The organism is Amorphoplanes digitatis (genome assembly GCF_014205335.1).
In the GTDB taxonomy this organism is placed as follows: Bacteria; Actinomycetota; Actinomycetes; order Mycobacteriales; family Micromonosporaceae; genus Actinoplanes; species Actinoplanes digitatus.
Window position 1 is genome coordinate 2418582 of the sequence record NZ_JACHNH010000001.1, and the last position, 17275, is coordinate 2435856.

The 17275-nt window shown below is 70.6% G+C and carries 14 protein-coding genes and 1 pseudogene; 9 read left to right on the forward strand and 6 right to left on the reverse strand.

Going from position 1 to position 17275, the window contains the following annotated elements:
• Positions 1-51: 51 nt before the first annotated feature.
• Complete coding sequence (locus tag BJ971_RS10525) at positions 52-504, reverse strand: sigma-70 family RNA polymerase sigma factor (RefSeq protein ID WP_184992008.1); 453 nt, start codon at positions 502-504, stop codon at positions 52-54.
• A 913-nt stretch (positions 505-1417) separates the two neighbouring features.
• Between BJ971_RS10525 and BJ971_RS10530 the strand changes: the two genes are divergently transcribed.
• The 3 genes from BJ971_RS10530 (at position 1418) to BJ971_RS10540 (ending at position 3651) form a co-directional block, all read left to right on the forward strand.
• Positions 1418-1867, forward strand: coding sequence for an STAS domain-containing protein (locus BJ971_RS10530; protein WP_184992010.1), 450 nt, complete (start codon positions 1418-1420; stop codon positions 1865-1867).
• Positions 1868-2215: 348 nt separating this feature from the next.
• The gene (locus tag BJ971_RS10535) at positions 2216-2878 is read left to right on the forward strand and encodes a GAF and ANTAR domain-containing protein (RefSeq protein ID WP_184998776.1); all 663 of its coding nucleotides are present in this window, start codon (positions 2216-2218) and stop codon (positions 2876-2878) included.
• A 41-nt stretch (positions 2879-2919) separates the two neighbouring features.
• Positions 2920-3651 (forward strand): GAF and ANTAR domain-containing protein, encoded by a 732-nt coding sequence (locus tag BJ971_RS10540; protein ID WP_184992012.1) that lies wholly within the window; start codon positions 2920-2922, stop codon positions 3649-3651.
• Positions 3652-3731: 80 nt separating this feature from the next.
• Here BJ971_RS10540 and BJ971_RS10545 read toward each other — a convergent pair whose 3' ends face one another.
• Together BJ971_RS10545 and BJ971_RS42630 are read right to left on the reverse strand one after the other, a co-directional pair.
• Positions 3732-4727, reverse strand: a complete 996-nt coding sequence (locus BJ971_RS10545; protein ID WP_184992014.1) for an Acg family FMN-binding oxidoreductase — start codon at positions 4725-4727, stop codon at positions 3732-3734.
• Between the two features lie 38 nt (positions 4728-4765).
• Positions 4766-4985: pseudogene (locus BJ971_RS42630) on the reverse strand (phosphoketolase family protein); the annotation flags it as partial.
• A gap of 561 nt (positions 4986-5546) precedes the next feature.
• Here BJ971_RS42630 and BJ971_RS10550 point away from each other — a divergent pair.
• Positions 5547-5876 carry a cupin domain-containing protein gene (locus BJ971_RS10550; RefSeq protein ID WP_184992016.1) on the forward strand — a complete coding sequence of 110 codons (330 nt, stop codon included), beginning with the start codon at positions 5547-5549 and terminating at the stop codon, positions 5874-5876.
• A 410-nt stretch (positions 5877-6286) separates the two neighbouring features.
• Here BJ971_RS10550 and BJ971_RS10555 read toward each other — a convergent pair whose 3' ends face one another.
• From BJ971_RS10555 to BJ971_RS10565, 3 genes are all read right to left on the reverse strand, one after another.
• The gene (locus tag BJ971_RS10555; RefSeq protein WP_184992018.1) at positions 6287-6856 is read right to left on the reverse strand and encodes a DUF5994 family protein; all 570 of its coding nucleotides are present in this window, start codon (positions 6854-6856) and stop codon (positions 6287-6289) included.
• Between the two features lie 164 nt (positions 6857-7020).
• On the reverse strand, positions 7021-7362 hold the full coding sequence (locus BJ971_RS10560; protein WP_184992021.1) for a LapA family protein: 342 nt from the start codon (positions 7360-7362) through the stop codon (positions 7021-7023).
• 336 nt (positions 7363-7698) lie between these two features.
• Complete coding sequence (locus BJ971_RS10565; RefSeq protein ID WP_184992023.1) at positions 7699-8628, reverse strand: hypothetical protein; 930 nt, start codon at positions 8626-8628, stop codon at positions 7699-7701.
• A gap of 112 nt (positions 8629-8740) precedes the next feature.
• Here BJ971_RS10565 and BJ971_RS10570 point away from each other — a divergent pair, with 112 nt between their 5' ends.
• The 5 genes from BJ971_RS10570 (at position 8741) to BJ971_RS10590 (ending at position 17263) form a co-directional block, all read left to right on the forward strand.
• Positions 8741-12412 carry a hypothetical protein gene (locus tag BJ971_RS10570; RefSeq protein ID WP_184992025.1) on the forward strand — a complete coding sequence of 1224 codons (3672 nt, stop codon included), beginning with the start codon at positions 8741-8743 and terminating at the stop codon, positions 12410-12412.
• A gap of 10 nt (positions 12413-12422) precedes the next feature.
• Positions 12423-13886: a hypothetical protein gene (locus BJ971_RS10575; RefSeq protein ID WP_184992027.1), complete on the forward strand. Its 1464-nt coding sequence runs from the start codon at positions 12423-12425 to the stop codon at positions 13884-13886.
• 104 nt (positions 13887-13990) lie between these two features.
• Positions 13991-15337, forward strand: a complete 1347-nt coding sequence (locus tag BJ971_RS10580) for an outer membrane protein assembly factor BamB family protein (protein ID WP_184992029.1) — start codon at positions 13991-13993, stop codon at positions 15335-15337.
• Positions 15334-15855: a SigE family RNA polymerase sigma factor gene (locus BJ971_RS10585; protein WP_184992031.1), complete on the forward strand. Its 522-nt coding sequence runs from the start codon at positions 15334-15336 to the stop codon at positions 15853-15855. Before BJ971_RS10580 ends, BJ971_RS10585 begins: the two co-directional genes overlap by 4 nt.
• Positions 15845-17263 (forward strand): outer membrane protein assembly factor BamB family protein, encoded by a 1419-nt coding sequence (locus tag BJ971_RS10590; protein WP_184992033.1) that lies wholly within the window; start codon positions 15845-15847, stop codon positions 17261-17263. The genes BJ971_RS10585 and BJ971_RS10590 overlap by 11 nt, the downstream gene beginning before the upstream one ends.
• The last annotated feature ends 12 nt before the right edge of the window (positions 17264-17275 follow it).

Genomic DNA, 17275 nt, shown 5'->3' on the forward strand with positions numbered 1-17275 from the left:
ACAGTATGCAATCGAGAGTCGCCACCAGCATGTTTCTGTCCGCGAGGCGCCCTACGGGGGTGGGGAGTGGCGCCGTCTGAGTAATCCGGCGAGCTCAACCTCGATGCTGTGCGCCCACAGTGCGCCGAGTACGCCCCGGTCGGGCGAGGTGGGGTCCGCCGACGACGGGGTGGCTGGCCGGCTGTCCGCGACGCGTCTCTGGACGATCTCGTCGATCCACGCCAAGACGTCGGTGTCCGGATCGACATGGCATCCGGCGAGCCACCACACCTCGATGAAGGTGCCCGCGAGAACGCCCGCGACCCGATGCCGGTCCGACACCTGACCACGCAGACTGGGCAACACCAGGCCCGAGATTTGGTCGAACAACTCGGCGAACGCACCGCGGTCGTCGTCGGCGATCCGGCGAATCAGCCACCGTAGTTGCGCCGGGCCGCCGCACGGGCTGGATGACGAGGATCCATGCAGAGGGCAGGCCAGGCAGAGAGGACTGCGATGAGTCAAAGCTGACTCCGAACTCCCGGGGGCGACGTGAAGACGTGCGCCGCCGGGGTCTGGGACGACAGCCGCAAGCATGGGTCTCGCGCCACCGAAACGCTACGACATCACCGACCCGCACAGTAGGGGCGCCACGAACGAGTGACGAGCTCCCACCTCCGTTCCGTTGCGACCGTGATGCCGCGTCGAGGCTCTGCCGACTCGCGGACGCGGGCGAACGCGCCGTGTTTGGCGCATAGGCCGGGGGACGTCGTTTGATCGAGGATGGCGAATTGGTGTCCGGCCGGGATGGTGGGGCGTAGTGTGAGCACGTCACTCCGGTCCCCGGTGGCGTAGTCCTGCAGGCGTTACGGACTCGCAGCCATTGGAGGGGTCGACCATGAGCTGGTCCACACGGTCGTCGATCGTTGCCGGCATGGCTGCGGCCTGGTGTCAACATGGCCACCGCCGTTTCTCCGCGGTGTGGCGCTCGCAGCCTGCCACGTCAGCGGGTTCGCCAGGTCGGTGGCCGCCGCGTCGGCCCGCCGTAGCGGCGATGTCCATGCCGGACATTCGGGTGCCTGGTGTGGGCCGCTCTCTTCCCGAGGAGCTGCGGGACGCCATCCAGGCCGACGATGCCACCGGCCCTTCGGGGGTGGTTGAGCGTTCGTCCGGCGGTCTGCGCCGCAGGAAGGCCGGGGAGGCAGCCGCTGCCTGGCCGGCATGTCGGTCCGCATTTCATCGGTTCGTTTCTGGGGGTCGGGGGTGAATGGTGCCCCGGGCGGGGGGATCTGCCCGGGGCACCGCCACCCTTGTCCGCACCTTGTCGAGCCCGCAACGCCCGTCACCTTCGGGCCGTTGCCTCCTCGGCCACGGGTCCAGACCCTGCCCGCCCACCTCGTATTTGCTGTCTGGACAAAGCCGTTGGGCTGGAGGAACCATGTTCACCCCACTTTCGTCGCTGACCCCGTCGGCGCAGTTGTGCATCGACACCAGGAACGTCAGGCCGGGCACCGTCCGGGTCGCCGTGGCCGGAGAGATCGACCTGTCGACCGCCGGCGCACTGCACGCCGGACTGCTCGCCGTGTTGTCCGCGCAACTTCCCGAGCGAATCGAAGTTGACCTCGCCAAGGTCACCTTCATGGATTGTGCCGGACTCGCCGTCCTCGTCGCCGCCGGCAAGACCGCCGCCCGCACGGGATGCCAACTGCGGATCACGAACCCACAGCCCATCGTCCGTCGAGTCCTCGACCTGACCGGGCTACTCGACATCCTCACCGCCCGGTTCGACCAGACGCTGCTCGTAGCGACCAGATCCGTACCTGGATCCCCGATCGGATCCACTGCCAGGAACGTGACCCAGTCCGTCGACCTCCTGGTCTGCGTCTGACCGAAGCCCCCGGCACCCCGCCGGCCTGTCCACAAACCGCGATCGGGAGGCATGCACGCGCCCAGGCATCCCTCGACATTCCCTGGTACAGAGGGCAATCCGCGTGGGTCAGGCAGCTGACCGGCGCGGTCGTGGTCGGTTCCGGCCACCCGCGACGCCGGGTGGGGCGGGGCGGGGTTGCGCCCGCTGCTCTGCGGTAGGGTGACCGGGTCAGCGACACGCTGACGTTCCGCTGCCCCGGACCCGGCAGCCTCCTTCCGGTGAAGGGTGCGGCCATGCGCGGCGCCGTGGGTGACTTCAGGTGCATCCCAGTCGGCGGTCTGCTGCCCGGCGGTGATCTGCGTGTCGATGGTTCCGGAGCCGGCTGATCCGGTCGTCACCCGGCTGTGCCGGCTGTGCGAACGCGCGGTCATCTCCCTGCCCGCCTCGGGCGCCGGCCTGTCCGTGGTCGCCCGGGACAACCAGTTCAGCCTGCTCGCCGCCGCGGATCCGGCCAGCGAACGCCTGGAAGAGCTGCAGCTCGTCCTCGGCGAAGGCCCATGTATCGACGCCGCGGCCGCCCGCCGGCCGGTGCTGATCGCCGACCTGGGCCTAGATGGACCCACCCGCTGGCCGGGGTACGCCGACGCGGTGCTGGCCGCCGGAATCCGCGCCATCTTCGCCTTCCCGCTACAGGTCGGTGCCGCGCGGCTGGGCGTGCTGGACTTGTTCCGGGCCGAGCCGGGCTCGCTGTCCGGCCCCGAGTTGGGCCGCGCTTTCGACCTCGCCGACGAGGCGGTCACGATCCTGCTCAATGACCAGGTGCGGGGCGGCGACGACTGGTCGAGCGGTGAGGCGACGGCCGGTCCGGTCGAATTGTTTCAGGCACAGGGCATGGTGATGATTCAGGCCGGCGGGACGCTCGCGGAAGCGATGGCACTGATCCGTGCGCACGCGTACGCGGAGAATCGTCGTCTGATCGATGTCGCTCGCGACATCATCGGGCGTGACCTGCGGTTCGACCGGGACTGAGTGAATGGCGTGACAAGATGTCGGATGCCTGGGAGGCACCAATGAGCACGGTATCCGCCGAACGGCTTTCGACGATCTTCGTCGAGGTCGCCGACACCTTGGTCGACGATTTCGACCTGCTGGACTTCCTGCACATGCTCACGGTGCGCACCGCGGCCCTGGTCGGCGCGTCCGCGGTCGGTCTGCTGCTTGTCGATCAGCGCGGCCGATTGCAGTTCATGGCCGCCTCGGACGAGCGGGCCCGGATCCTGGAGATCTTCCAGGTTCAGGCCAGCGAGGGCCCGTGCTACGACGCGTTCCGTACCGGACAGCCGGTGCTCAACGCGGATCTCCAGGGTGCGGGGCAGCACTGGCCCGACTTCACCCGGCACGCCCTCGCCGCCGGTTTCCGCTCCGTGCACGCGTTCCCGATGCGGGTGCGCCGCGAGGTCATCGGTGCGTTGAACGTCTTCGGCAACACGGTGGGCGGCAACTTCGACGAAGCGGACGTGCAGATAGTGCAGGCCCTCACTGATGTGGCCGCGATCGGGCTGTTGCAGGAGCGGGCCATCCGGCGCGGTGAGTTGCTCACCGAGCAGTTGCAGGGCGCCCTCAACAGCCGGATCGTCATCGAGCAGGCCAAGGGGGCGATCGCGCAGGCACACGGCATCTCCGTCGACGCGGCATTCACCGCACTGCGTGGTTACGCCCGCCGCACCAACCGCAAGCTGACCGAGGTCGCCCAGGACATGCTCGATCACCCGGACAGGCTGGCCGCCCTGACCGAGCACTGACCCGGCACGCCGACGCCACGGCGGACGCAGCCGAACGAGAGGCCGGACCGCGGTCGCCTGTTCGCCTCGTCGTGGATCGCTCAGACCCGTTCGATGATCTGGCTGGTGGGTAGCCGCGGCGTATGCGGGGGAGCACCGTCGGCAGGGTCGGGCGCGCCGAAGCGCAGCACCAGGTGCGGGTGGCCGAGGTCGGCCAGCAGGTGCCGCAGGCACTCGCGGGTGGCGGCCACCTCGATGGTGGCGCTGAGTGGCAGGACGGAGACACCGTGTTCGGCGGCGGTGAGCCAGGCGGCGGAGAGGGCTTCGCCGGCGCGTAGCCAGCCGAGCGTGCCGTCCTCGGGTCCGTAGAGGATCCCGAACACGGCGGCCCGATCGTGGGCCTCGGAGACGGGTAGGTCGCCGCGGTGGCCGAAGTCGCGGCCGGGCACGGTCGTCCGCGGCGCCTGGTCCGGGATCGCGGAATCCGGAATGCCGCTACCGAGTGGCCGGGTACCGCCGGTCCAGTACCCGAGTTCTGCCTGCCAGGATGCCTCGTCGACCTCGGTGCGCTGTGCGTGGTCGGCGGCGGTTGCCAGGTCGTACACCTGGTCAGGGCGCAGCAGGTGAATTCCGGCGCCGGCCGACTCGACGGCCGAGACGATGGACCGCAGCTGATCGGCGTCGACCGGCTTATGCGGGGTGGGGCGGCGGTCGGTGTGCCGCAGGCCGATGGTCCGCAGGTGGCGGATCGCCGAAGGGGTGACCGGGATCCGGTGGTCGAGGCGGAGCTGGGCGAGATGGTCCGGGCGGGTGAGGTCCGGCAGGTACGCGATGAGGGTGTGCCAGCCGGCGGCGGCGAGGCTGACGAGGGCGTGATGCAGCGCGGCGCCGCAGCTCAGGACGGCGAGGCGGGAGTCGGGGTCGGTGACCTCGAGGCCACGGCTGCGATCGAGGTACAGGTCGAGCTCGGTGCTGGTGATGCGCCAGCGCCACGGCTGGGTGTTGTGGATCGACGGGGCCTTGCCGGCGATGGTAGCGGCGTTGGACAGTGCCCTAGCCTCCGCGTCGACGGTTCGGGGTGCTGCGGCAGCGGTCATGATGGCGTCCTCCTGGAGCTGAGCGTGGAGCGGACCCGTCACGGCGTACGCGGCCAGGTCCAGTCGCGGATTTCGGGCAGGTCCTCGCCGGTACGGCGGACGTAGGCGCGGTGTTCGTCGCGTTTTGTCGACCATCTGCTGCCGCAGGAGGGCGGCCCGCCCGCCGAGGCCGGGGATTCGGTCGATGACGTCGACGACGAGGTGGTTGGTGCGCCGGTACGTGAGCCGGTGGATCAGCCACGGGTAGCCGTGAACCGCCGCCTTTCCGATCGGTGATCGCTGCGGCGGCGAAGGACATCGACGTGCCCACAACGGCCAACTGTCAGCCACCGGGGTCCAGAGCGACACCTCGACCCTACGCCTGCTCGCCGCGGCGGCGCCCGGCGATGCCGGCCACGGAAATGCGCGTACGGTGTGACCTGTCGCTCGAGACCCCGGTGGCTGTGTGCCCGCCGCCGTCGAATTGGCCCTCAGCCGGGTGCCGTTCCGAGCCGACCGATCTGTCAATCGGGGCGCCCGCACCGGCCGATGAGTGGTGTCGGTTTCTGCTTCGTCCGTGGCGGCGTTCGACGCGCCGCGGAACATGCGTCACGACCAACTGCGAAGGAACGTGAGCGCGATGGTCAACATCGCCGACGGCCACGAAACTCCTGCCCCCACCACCCCCATTCACCGGACGGAACCGGGTGTTCCCGGCAGCGCTGACCGGTCTGCGTACCGTCGACTCCGTCGGCCGATCGCGTGAAGAACAGGGCCTGGGCCGCGTACGGTTGGCGGGTTCAGTCCAGCGCCCCGGTCGGCTACAGAAAGGCATCCGCCATGGAGCGCACCTCGTTGACAGCATTGATCCGGGAACACCTGTCGCTGGCCCGCGACGCGACCAGCGGTCGCAGTGCCCACACCGTGTACGGCGGGCATGCGCGCACGCTCCGGCAGACCCTCATCGCGTTGACCAACGGCCAAAGACTCGACGACCACGAGAACCCGGGCGAGGCGACTCTGCACGTACTGTATGGCCGGGTCCGCCTCACCGCCGGCGACACCGCGGCGGAAGGCGAGACCGGCGACCTTCTGATCATCCCGGACGCCCGGCACGCACTCGAAGCGCTCGAGGACAGTGCCGTCCTGCTCACAGTGGCCAAGCAGTGACCTACCAGCTCGCCCGTCGCGAACAGTGCCCGCTCGAAGCGAGCTGATCGACGGGCCGCGGCGACCGGCGGTGATTCTGAGCCGACGGAGGTGTTTCCCTCAGATCTTGGCGCCTGCGGCCGATGTGGATAGTGAACGAGCCCTCATCAAAGGGGGTCAGCAAGCGAGTGGGACGGGGTGGTCGATGGATGACCGCGGTGAATTCAGGCCGGGCCCGCCCCTGTACGGATGCGGCACCTGCACGTTCGCAGGCGTAATCCGTCTCCTCGAGGGGCGGGCCTCGGTGCGTTAGCGCCGGCACAACGTGCAATGGCCGACTCTCCCTGAACGCCAGGATCTCGCGGCCAACTGCACGGCCGCCGGCAGGAACACCCGCGAGGCGTTGCGCAGGTCCTCGTCCAGATCACCGATCAACCCCGGCTGGCTTGAGCACCCCTGTGCTCTGCCGGGGCTGGGGCGGGACCCGTCCGACCGCCGTCGGTTTCCCAAGCGTCCTCGGGCGCGTTGTCGACCGCTGCTCGGAGGGCCGGTGTGCCGACCGCGAGGAGGATGTCCTGGGCGTGGACGAGGTTGGTGGTGGTGGCAGCCATTGTCATCGCCGCTGCGGCGGTGTCGCTGCCGGTGCCGGGTGCGACGACGAGCAGATCGACGCGCTCGTTGTCGGCGCAGATCGCGGTCAGCAGGCAGAGCGGCTGGCTGGTGAAGTAGCCCAGCCGTAGAACCCTGCCGTTCACGGTGAGACGGCTGGGGTGGCTGTCCCAGCCCGCTGCCGTCAGTACGAGCCGGATGACCGGGCCGCGTAGCTTGTCGATGGCCAGGACCAGGCCGGGCAGTTCTGCGGCGGGATCGGTGCCGCGCGGCCACCAGGCGCCGTCGAGCAGGGCGCGTCGGGAGCCGGTGGGTTCCAGGCGCAGCCGCGGGACGGACGGTGGCGCCGCCGAGGCGATGGTCATGTGTGTGGTGCCGGTCGCGGCTTTCATTGTCGGCTCCTTCCACCGCTGCCGATGTCAACGGCATCGAAACCGGCAGCGGGCTGGTGCGTGTGGTGCCGGAACCAGTGCCGGACCTGAGATGTCGAGTCCAGGGTGCCGGTTCCGGAACGTGTAGGCCCGCGACATCGACGCGGAGCCGCGGAGGCGCGGGTCTAGCGCTGGTGGGACAGGCGGCGGCGTAGCTGGGCGATGCGGACCGTGCCGACCGCCATGATCAGGATCGCGGTGCCGACAGCGGCGATAAGAAGCGCCAGGGCCAGCGGCAGGCTGCCCTCCATGCCCAGGAAGTTGACCTGCACGTTGCCGGTGTTCTGCCCGATGAAGATGATCAGTACCACGGAAAGCAATGCGGCGGCACAGATGCCGAACCACGCCGAGCCGGCGCGAGTGCGGGGAACCTGACCCGTCGGCGAGCCGGTCGAAGCCTGCGACGTCGAGGCTGAAGCCGTGGGGTCAACAGGCGCGGTGGGAGTGCGAATCTGGTCGTCGGACATGACATCCCCTGGAGTGGGCCGGTGTGGCGGGCACCTCAGAGATGTCGTCGATTCCGGGATGCCTCAATCGTACGCCTGTTCGGCCGGGAAAGCGTGCCGTGCCGGCTGCGGATGGTGCGCTCATCGTGGGCGACGCGGTCGTCGCCGCACGTACGAGCCAGCCGCCGCAGATCCGACGGTCGCTGACCTGGGCGCCTCCGAGGTAGGGCTCCGCCCCTGGACCTGAGCGTCCTGGGTGTCCCAACCCGGGTACGGATCTTGCAGGAGTGTGGAGACCGCACGCAGCGTGCCCTCCGAGCGGCTGGCCCTCAGACCACCGGCGGCCGGTGCCGGTGGTCAGGTCGTCATGAGGTGATGACGTTCGCTTTGCAGCGCGCTCCAGCGGGTGCGGACCGCCTCGGCGCGCAGGGCGACGTCCCGGCGTACCCCGGCGACCAGCTGGAGCGACGCGTCCGCGTCGCGGCTCGCCCGGGTGAGCTGCTCGCGGATGAGCATGTTGGAGAAGAACACCGCTTGCAGGCCGTCCGGTCGCGCGATCGCGCGCGGGACGTTGCCGAGCGGCTGCGCCAGACCCACGTCGGTCAGCTCGATGTGCAGCATGGCCAGGCAGCGGTCGGCGTTCGAAGCCGCCCAGCCCACGCCGTCGAGCCAGCTTGGCCGGGCCACGGACAGCGCCCCGCCGAGCAGGTTGTCGGTCGTCTGGCGGCTGGACGCCAGACCGAGCTGACGTCGCAGCTCGCCCAGGGCGCCGAGCGCGGCATCGGCCGCCATGCCCGCCTCGTGGAGTTCGCGCAGCTCCGCCTCGGCCCGGCCGCGTTCCTCGGCCAGCGCCAGCAGGCGGGCGACCTGGGGACCGCCGTTGCCGAGCAGGTGGCGCTCCTTGTCGTCGATGGCCGCGGCGAACCGGGCCGGCACATCGGCCAGGGCGGTCAGCCGAGCCTCGACCGCCTCGCGTTCCGCCTGGATCGCGGCCAGCCGGCTCTCCCCCTCGGCGACCCGGTAGCGGGCCGCGTCCGCCTCCGCCTGCTCGCGGGACATCTCCTCGGCGTACGCGCCGCGCAGTGCGGCCAGGACCCGGGACAGCGAAACGCTCTCCAGCCGCTCGACGTCGCGGAGCTCGCCGGCCCAGCTCTGCCGCAGCTCGGCCACGGCGGCCGCGAGCTCGGCGTGCCGCCGGTCCAGCTCGGCGTGCCGGCCCCTGAGCGACTCGGCCTCCCGGAGCAGCCCGGCAAGCTCGACGAGGCGCGATTCGATGTTCTCGATCATGCCAATCATCTGAGCAGGTCAGGGCAAGTAGACGTGCAGCGGGACGGCGCAGCGGAGGATTACTCGGTTGCGTTGCGGGTCCTGCGGGTGTCTCGTGATGCGGGGGTGCCCGATGGTCGAGGCAGACACGGAGCTCGTCACGTACGACCGCGGTCCGCTCGCCGCCCGGATGGGTGCCCGCGCGCTCGCCTCCGCCGAGGGACAGTTCGACCTGCGCCGCGGCGTGCGCGCCGAGGCCAAGGCCGAGATATCGACGAGCCTGGACGCGACCCTCGGCGCGACACCGGGGTTCACCGCTTCGCTGCACGCCCAGCTCGCCGCGGCGGGTCGAGCGGCCTTCGCGGCGCAGTTGGACGTCTACGGGCTGTTCGCCGAGGTCGCCCTGGTCGCCGAGGCGCGGGCGCGGATCCGTGGCGACATCGGGTTGGACGGCGCCGCGCTCATGGCGGCGATGGCGGTGCAACTTCCGCCGGCTCTGTTCCGGCCGGCCTCGGTGATCCTGCGCAAGGCGGAGATCCATGCCGGCGTCAGCGCCGAGGCGTACTTCGCCGTCAAGGCGCAGGCCCGGCTGATGGCCGCCGGCAGCGTCCTGCCCACCAGCAGGAACAATCACCGGTCGGGGTACGCCGTCGAGTTCCAGTACGGCTATGCCTGGGTCTTCGGCGCGGGCGTCGTCGGCAACGTCGACATCGAGTTCCCGGACGCCGGCGACGTGTTGGACGCGCTGGTGCGCGAGGTTCTGGCACAGGTCGCCGAGCTGATCCCGGCACACCAGCGAACCATCACCACCCTGCTGGACATCGTCCTCCCGCTGGCGGCGTCCGCGGCGGTGGCGCTCGGTGCGCAGCTCGGCGTACCGAAGGACACGACGGACGCCGCCGCGGCCGGCGACGAACTCGACGGTCTGATCCCCGCGTTTCTGGCGCAACTGCGTGGCAGCGGTCTCGACCTGGTCATGTCCACGGTGGTGACCGCCGCCCTGGGGCAGGCCGCGACCGCGATCCTCGCGGCGGTCGATCGGCCGCTGTCGCCGGCGGCGCACGCAACCGCGTCCCGGGTGCTGGGTGAGGCTCGGACGATCCTGGCGGGCTTCACCGGCGCTGCCGTCCCGCTCGACGTGTTGCCGGTCTTCATCGACCTGTGTGGCTCGCTGGGTGAGCTGAGCGACGGTTCCGCCGGCGATCCGTTGACGCCGGTGCTGGATGCCGTGACGTTGGCCGCCGCCGGCGCCGCCATCCTGCTGTCGGTGCTGGGAGGTGGCCCGGTGGGCGACTTCCCGGCGCCGCTGAGCCGGCACGTGCATCGGCTGCTGCGCCAGGTGCCGGCGGATGACACCGCGCCGGCACCGGCGGAGCTCGTCGAGTACATCACCGCCGGCCTCGGTGGGCTGGATGCGGAGGTTCGGGGCCGGCTCGGTGTGCTCGCGGCCGCCCTGAGCACCGATACCGAGGCGCTGGTGGGTTGGCTGTGGGACATCGGCGCGGCGACGCAGGACGCCGACGCCGCGCGCCGGCTCGCCCAGGACGTGCTCGCCGGCCTGGTGGCGGCGCTCGACGCGCAGGTGGGGCCGTGGGTCGACAGCCTCCCGCCGGGCGAGTTGCGCGACGTGGCGACCTTCATCCGGCCGCTGCTGGAGGTCGCCGCGCTGGCGCTGCCGGCCCTCGTCGCCGGCGACCTCACCGCCGCCGACGCGCAACGGCTACGGGATCAACTCGATGTGCTGCTGACCCAGCTCTTCGGGCCGCTCGTCATCCGGGTGTCCGACAGCGTGCTCAGGCCGTACTTCCGGCAGGGCGCCGTTCAGCTCCGCGCACTCGCCGATGCGGTCGATCGCGCCGACCCGGCGTACGCGGATTTCTTCGCCGTGGCCAACCGCTTCGGTCTCATTTTCCGGATCAACGAGACCATCGTCAGTGCGGCATTGCGCGAAACCGCCGAGATCGTCTCGATCGTGGAATCGGTCGGCTTCGACAGCGCCCTCAAGCTGATGAACGCGTTCGTCCTGCTGCCCGAGCCGGCGCTCGAGCGGCGCGCCGAGTTGGCGCGGCTCGTCGGCGGCGACGCGGCCCGGGTCGGCGATGCGGAACTGCGCGCCGGACTGCTCGAGGCCATGTTCGTGGACAGCCACGAACTCGCACTTCGGATGATCCCGCCGTCGCTGCGGATGAGTGCGCTGATCGCCGCGGAGCAGGGCCCGCTGCCGCTCGTCACCCTGTTCAACGACGCCAAGGCCGTCGGTGCCGCGATGGCCAGGACGGCCGACGACCTGGAGCAGGCGGGTACGGACGCGGTGAACCTGATCGCGGACCTGCTCGAACGCGGTCGCGTATCGGCCGAAGAGCTGCTGGCGTTCGGCGAGGACCTCAAGGCGTTGGTGCACGACCTGGCCGACGTCGTGCACTCGGTGCTCGGCGTCGTCAAGGATCTGCTGTGGCCGGTGTGGGTGGTGAGCACCGGCGGCTGGGGGCTGGCGTTTCCCGAGCTGTACGACCAGTTCTTCGACGGCGCCGACTGGATCGTCGACCTCATCCAGGGCGCACTCGACGATGTCGCCGATGCGTTGGTGACCAGCGCGATCGTCGTCGCACAGGACCTCGGGATCCTGGACACCGGCAGCGGTGGTGACCTCGGCCAGTTGGGGCAGTTCGTCCGGCAGCGTGCGCTGGGCGACCCGGATCAGGCCGGAGTGACGATTCAGCTCGGACCCGGCAGCGCCACGATGAGCCACGCCGAGCTGTCCACCGAGGTGGCGAATGCCGCGCTGGGCAGGGCCGATGTCCAGGACACGATCCGGCAGATTCACTACCGCGCTGTCGAGCAGGCCGCGTTGAGCAAGCGGGTGGCCGCGCTGCAATCCGGCAGCGCGGCGATCAGGCAACAGGTCACCGACCTTCGTCGTTCTCTTGCCGCGCGGCAGCGCCCGACCGGCGCGCCGCTGCGCGTCACGATCGACGGAGTGGCCGACGGCGATGTCATCGCCACCGGTCACACCGTCGACATCGTCCTCACCGGAGCGAACCGCGAGTTCGTGACCAATGCGAGCACACAGGTCCGGCTGGAGGTCGGCGGCTGGCCGATCCACCTCGATGAGCGGATCTGGACCCTGGAGGGACAGAACAGGCTGCGGTTTCGGCTGCGCATTGTGGTGGACGCGAGCCAGCCGTCGCCCCATCCACTGATCGTCGCGGGCGCGCTGAGGCTGACCCGCCAGCACATCCTTGCCCTGCCACGGCCCGATCCGCCGCGGTTGGAATCACTGCCCGGCGACGTGGTCGGTCCTTCGCTGCTGCCGTTGCTGACCCGGCGCGCGCAGCAACAGGTCCACATCGTCGCCCCGGCGGTCTCGACCGCCGAGTCGGATCCGATCGAGCGGCTGCTGGCCGAGGCGCCCGGCGCGCCGGCGTCGTTTGTCGCCGCTGACTTCCTGCCGGCCCAGATGCGTTCCTCGCCGTCCTTCGTGACCGCGGCCGACATGTCCGTCGTGACGGCGAGTCGCGGCGCGCTGCTCGAACGCGCCGGCACCGGCCCCCGGCGCGCGGCCGTCGACAGGCTGCCCGGCTGGGGCGACACCGTCGTGCTGCCGATCTCGGAACTGTCGGGATTGACCGCGCAAGCGTTGCCGCCACCGGCCGACCTGTCCTGCGCCATGATCGTCTCGAACCGGCCGGGATTCCTGACCATCACCGCGGCCGTCTGTGCGGTGCCGATGGCAGGACAGGACGAGCGGACCACCCCACAACATGTGCAGTCCATCTGGTGTGTGCTCGCACCCGATGCTCCCTGAGGGGGTCGCCATGCCCGTACAGTCCGCCGATCTCGCCGAGCAGGTCCAGAGCTGGGCGACATCCGTCCTCGACTCCATCACGGAGCTCATCGCGAAGGGCGTCGACACCCTGGACCCGGATCAGCTCGCCGAACGCCTGCGGCCCGCGATCGCGGACATCATGACCGTGGTCTCGGACCTCGGTGCCGCCGCCCCCGAGCCGGGCGAGGAGTTCCTCGTGCCCGAAGGGCAGCCCGCCGGCCCCGGCCAGATGACGGTGCAGGACTTCGCCGCGACCGTGGTCACCGCGCTCATGGGTGCCGGAACGCTCCCGCCGGGACTGCCTCCTCTGACGCCGGCGGACACGGCACCGCTGACCTCAGGGATCACCGGCCTGCTGGAGATGTGCGCTCCGCTGATCGACCCCGAGATGTACGTCCGCTGGATCCTGAAGATCCAGGGTGCCGTCACCGCGACCGACGCCGCTCACGCGGTGGCGGAGGCGATCGGCGAGAACCTTCGGGCGGCGATGGTGGCGGCCACCGCCAACTGGCCGGCGGATGTGCCGCAGCTTGACGGCACCAAGGATGCCGAGGAAGGCCCGTTGCAGTCCGTACCGCTGATGGGAATGCTGACCGAGCACATCCTGATGAGCATCCCCGGTGGACGGGCGCCGAACAATGCCGAAATCGGCCGTGAGGTGCACCGCGAGATCCTCGCTCGCTATGCGAGGGAACACCCGGATCACCTCGTCGTGATCGACGGCCGGGTGCGGTTCACCGGTGTCGGCGAACGCGAACTGACTGTGTCGGAGATCTGGGACGCCACCGGCGCCATCCTCACCCCGTCCGTCAACATGGATCGGCTGTTGTGCTTCTGGCTGGCCATGCGCAATCCGGTCTCCCGCCGGCGTGTCCAACCCGACATCGCGGACCTGCACACCAAGGCGACGGGAACCGACCCCGACGACGACTGGGGTTGGTTCGAGATCAAGCCGATGCACGACGCGCGGCGCGCGTTCGACGAGGTCTACGGCTACTACCTGCGCAAGTGGAACTACGATCCGATGGTCCGCAGCATGGCGCCGGACTGGGACTGCGGTCCGGGCACCTGGCAACCGGGAACGATCGGGGTACTGCCCGAGCACCGTTGTGTCTTCGCCGCCGTGACGATCTTCCCCGGCGTCATCGGCTACGTCACGTACGAACTGGAACCCGAAGCCAAGGTGGCCGTGGCGGCCGCGCTGGCCGCGCTCGCCTCGCTGTTCAACCGGAAACTCCTGCGCTCCCTCCAGCAGGGTGTCCGCGGCGTGGAGGCGGCGACCAAGGAGATCCTGGAGTATCTGGGCACCGTGGCGCTGTGTCTGACGCTGTTGGCCATCCTGGTGTTCGCCGTCGCGGCGTTGCTCGAGGTCACCGTCCTTGCCCTCCTCGCCGAGCTGGCGGCACTGCTCGCCCGCCTGCTGGCGCTCGGGCCGGTCCTGGCCACCGCCTGACGGCGCCTCAGGGATGCGCCCGGGTTGATTCACCTCGCGGCGCAACCGGCCGGGTGGGCATCCCGTGTCTCTCATTGAGCGACTTCTCTTGAGAATGCGATGAGATGACGAGACGCAGAGCAACAGTCGTAGCGACAGCCGCCGCGGTGCTGGCCGTCACGGCCGCCACGGGGGCGGCCGGCTGGCGGCAATATCAGGGCCGGGGTCCGGATGTGCGCGCGGCCGCCGCCGAGGCGGCGGCCGGAGTGCGCGGGATGACCCCGGTCGGCGACCCGATCCCGGCCGAGAAGGGACGCCGCTGGTCGCAGGCGGTCACCGCGGACGGGCGGGTCTATGCCGCCGCGGACGACGACATCGCCGGCTCGTGGGTGGTCGCCGTCGACGCCAGGACCGGCCGGAAGCTCTGGACGTCGGCGAAGTACGGCGCGTTCTGGGACTACGGCGGTCCGATCGCCTTTCCCGGTGGCCTGCTGCTCAAGGTGGAGGGACTGGTTCACGTCCTCGACCCGGCCACCGGCAAGCTGCGCTGGACCCTCGACTGGGAACCGAACGACGAACTGGTCGTGGACGGCGAGACCCTGGTGCGGGTGTTCCGGACCGGCGCGGCCGAGGGATACGACCTGGCCAGCGGGCGGAGGCTGTGGTCCGCCGGGGCCGGGGCCGATCGCCCGGTGCACAGCCTGGGCATGCAGACCGGCGACTACGACGAGGTGCGGGTCTCGTTCGGCATGGCTCGGATCACCATCGCCGACGACGACATGGTGCAGGTGACTAAGGGCGGCCGGGTCCGGGTGCGGGAGATGCGTACCGGAAAGGTGCTCCGGACCGTCGAGGCCGGCCTGCCCGGCGCCACCTCGGTGAGTGCCTACCGGGGACGGGTCTTCACCGCCTTTCAGGACAACGACGGCAACCCGTGGCAGCTGCGGGTCACCGATCTGAACGGCGGCGGCAAGGCACGCGTCCTGTACTCGCGACCGATCGAGCTGGAGTCACGCAAGTTCGGCCCGTGCGGGGCGGACCGGATCTGCCTGGGCGTGTATGACGACTTCAAGAGCGAGACCGCCGCGGTGCTGATCGACATCGCCAAGGGCACCACCGTCACCACGGCGATGGCGCGGTTCCAGGTCCCCGCCGCCGCGGACGGCCGCACCAGCGGCGTGCTGATCTCCGATGTGGCCACCTCGGAGCTTTTCGACACCAGCGGCCGCCTGCTGCTGGCCGAACGCGCCGCCGCCTGGTGGATCGACGACCGCGACGTGCTCTGGCAGGTGTACGGGGACGAGCAGGTCACGCTCTCCGCCGTCTCCACCGGGACCGGCCGGAAGACCGAGCTGGCCACGATCGCGGGCCGGCTCGGCAGCTGCGCGCTGGATTCCGCGTTGCTGGCCTGCGCGGTCAGCCCCGCCGCCGACCAGCCGTCCGAGCTGCGTGTCTGGCGATTCGCCCGGTGAACGAGCCGGCGGAGAACGACTTCGACGCCTTCTACCGGGACACCTCACGGCGGCTGCTGCGGTACGCGTACGGCCTGACCGGCGACCCGGCCGAGGCGCAGGACCTGGTGCAGGAGACGTACGCGCGGGCGTGGCAGCGCTGGCGGCGACTCTCCGGCTACCAGGATCCCGAGGCCTGGCTGCGCCTCGTGGTCAACCGGCTCTGCTCGGACCGGTGGCGGCGGCTGCTGGTCCACCGCGCCCGCAGCGCCGCCGAACGCCCACCGGCGCCGATGCCACCGCCGTCGGAGAACACCGTGCTGCTCGTCGAGGCGATGCGCACGCTACCGGCCACGCATCGCCGCGCTCTCGCCCTGCACTACCTGCTGGATCTTTCGGTCGCCGAGATCGCCGTGGAGACCGGTGCCTCGACCGGCACGGTCAAGTCCTGGCTCTCCCGCGGCCGGGCCGGCCTGGCCGCCGCGCTCGGCGCGACCACCACCGACGATCTCCCGGAAGGAGCCCGCCATGCCGGTTGACATCGACGAACTGTTCACGGAGTTCGGCCGCCAGGCCGACCTGCTTCCGCTCGCGGACGCCTCGGTGCCGCGCCGGATCGGCGCCCGCCGCGTCCGCAACCGCGCCCTGGTCGCGGCGACCGCCGCGGTGCTGCTGGTCGTCGCGGGACTGGGTGCCGCCAACTGGCGGCGCGAGCGGCACGCGGAGCCGGTCCTGCCTGCGGACACGGTCCGCGGGCTCAACCCGATCGGCACGCCGCTGCACATCTACGGCCCGGCCAACAAGAGCATGTTCGCCGGCATCGCGGCGGTCGGCGACCGCGTCTACGTGGCCTCCGGGAGCATCGACGACACCAGTGAGGTGATCGCGGTCGACGGGCGTACCGGGAGGAAGATCTGGAGCGCCGGGCGGATGGCCGGGTTCGAGACCAACGGGGTGATCGCGCTGCCCGGCGTACTCCTGGTCGCCGAGGGATCGGCCCTGCGCATCCTCGATCCGGACACCGGGAAGAAGCTCTGGGCGACCACCGACCCGCCCAACGGAGACGTGGTGGTCGACGAGCGGACGCTGGTCCGGGTCAACGAGGCCGGCCTGACCGAGGGGTTCGACCTGCGGACCGGGAAGAAGCTCTGGTCGGCGGTTCCGGCCGGAGAGGCGGACCGGCCGAAGCATTCGGCCGGCGTCATCCCGGGTACGGCCGAGCCGGCACGCAACGTCCGCTCGATCCAGACGAGCGACGGCCGCCTGGTCCAGATCACGCTGGGCGGCCGGGTGCTGTTCCGGGACATGCGTACGGGTGACGTCTCGCGATCGGTGGCGACGACGGTCCGGCCGAAGCAGCTGACCGGGTTCGCGGCGTACGACGGGGTGGCGTACATCTACGACAACACCGGCTACAGCGACAGGCCGTCCCGGCTGCTCGCGGTCGACGCGGCCACCGGGGCGACCCGGGTCGTGTACTCGCTCCAGGCCGGCCACCTGCGCTCCTTCTTCCCGTGCGGGACGAGACAGCTCTGCCTGTCCGGCGACGACAACGTCCGCGGTGACACCCTCCAGTCGATGGACCTGGCGAGTGGGCAGGTCGGCTGGTCGGTGGCGGCGCCGGGCCCGGCCTTCTCCGGCTCGGCGCGGGGCTGGCGGGTGCTCGTATCCGGCATCGGCGGCACGGCCCTGTACGACCTGAACGGCCGGGTCCTGTTCCAGGCCGGTGCGAACGGCAGTGGCGGCTGGATCGACGACCAGAACCTGCTGGTGCTGGTCCCGATCCCGGACACCGGCGGCTACCGGCTGGTGGCCGTTGCCGCCCGCGACGGCCGCCAGACCACCATCGGCACGCTGCCGCGCACCGCCGGCGGCTGCTCGTGGACCAGCGAGTTCCTGGCCTGCCGCGACGGCGTCGAGCTGAAACTCTGGGCATTCGTCCGGTGACGAACCCTGAGT

What these genes read in the sequence shown, in the direction of transcription:
- BJ971_RS10530 (WP_184992010.1), top strand. Translation starts at nt 1,418, where the DNA reads ATGTTCACCCCACTTTCGTCGCTGACCCCGTCGGCGCAGTTGTGCATC.
- BJ971_RS10535 (WP_184998776.1), top strand. Translation starts at nt 2,216, where the DNA reads ATGGTTCCGGAGCCGGCTGATCCGGTCGTCACCCGGCTGTGCCGGCTG.
- BJ971_RS10540 (WP_184992012.1), top strand. Translation starts at nt 2,920, where the DNA reads ATGAGCACGGTATCCGCCGAACGGCTTTCGACGATCTTCGTCGAGGTC.
- BJ971_RS10545 (WP_184992014.1), bottom strand. Translation starts at nt 4,727, where the DNA reads ATGACCGCTGCCGCAGCACCCCGAACCGTCGACGCGGAGGCTAGGGCA.
- BJ971_RS10550 (WP_184992016.1), top strand. Translation starts at nt 5,547, where the DNA reads ATGGAGCGCACCTCGTTGACAGCATTGATCCGGGAACACCTGTCGCTG.
- BJ971_RS10555 (WP_184992018.1), bottom strand. Translation starts at nt 6,856, where the DNA reads ATGAAAGCCGCGACCGGCACCACACACATGACCATCGCCTCGGCGGCG.
- BJ971_RS10560 (WP_184992021.1), bottom strand. Translation starts at nt 7,362, where the DNA reads ATGTCCGACGACCAGATTCGCACTCCCACCGCGCCTGTTGACCCCACG.
- BJ971_RS10565 (WP_184992023.1), bottom strand. Translation starts at nt 8,628, where the DNA reads ATGATCGAGAACATCGAATCGCGCCTCGTCGAGCTTGCCGGGCTGCTC.
- BJ971_RS10570 (WP_184992025.1), top strand. Translation starts at nt 8,741, where the DNA reads ATGGTCGAGGCAGACACGGAGCTCGTCACGTACGACCGCGGTCCGCTC.
- BJ971_RS10575 (WP_184992027.1), top strand. Translation starts at nt 12,423, where the DNA reads ATGCCCGTACAGTCCGCCGATCTCGCCGAGCAGGTCCAGAGCTGGGCG.
- BJ971_RS10580 (WP_184992029.1), top strand. Translation starts at nt 13,991, where the DNA reads ATGACGAGACGCAGAGCAACAGTCGTAGCGACAGCCGCCGCGGTGCTG.
- BJ971_RS10590 (WP_184992033.1), top strand. Translation starts at nt 15,845, where the DNA reads ATGCCGGTTGACATCGACGAACTGTTCACGGAGTTCGGCCGCCAGGCC.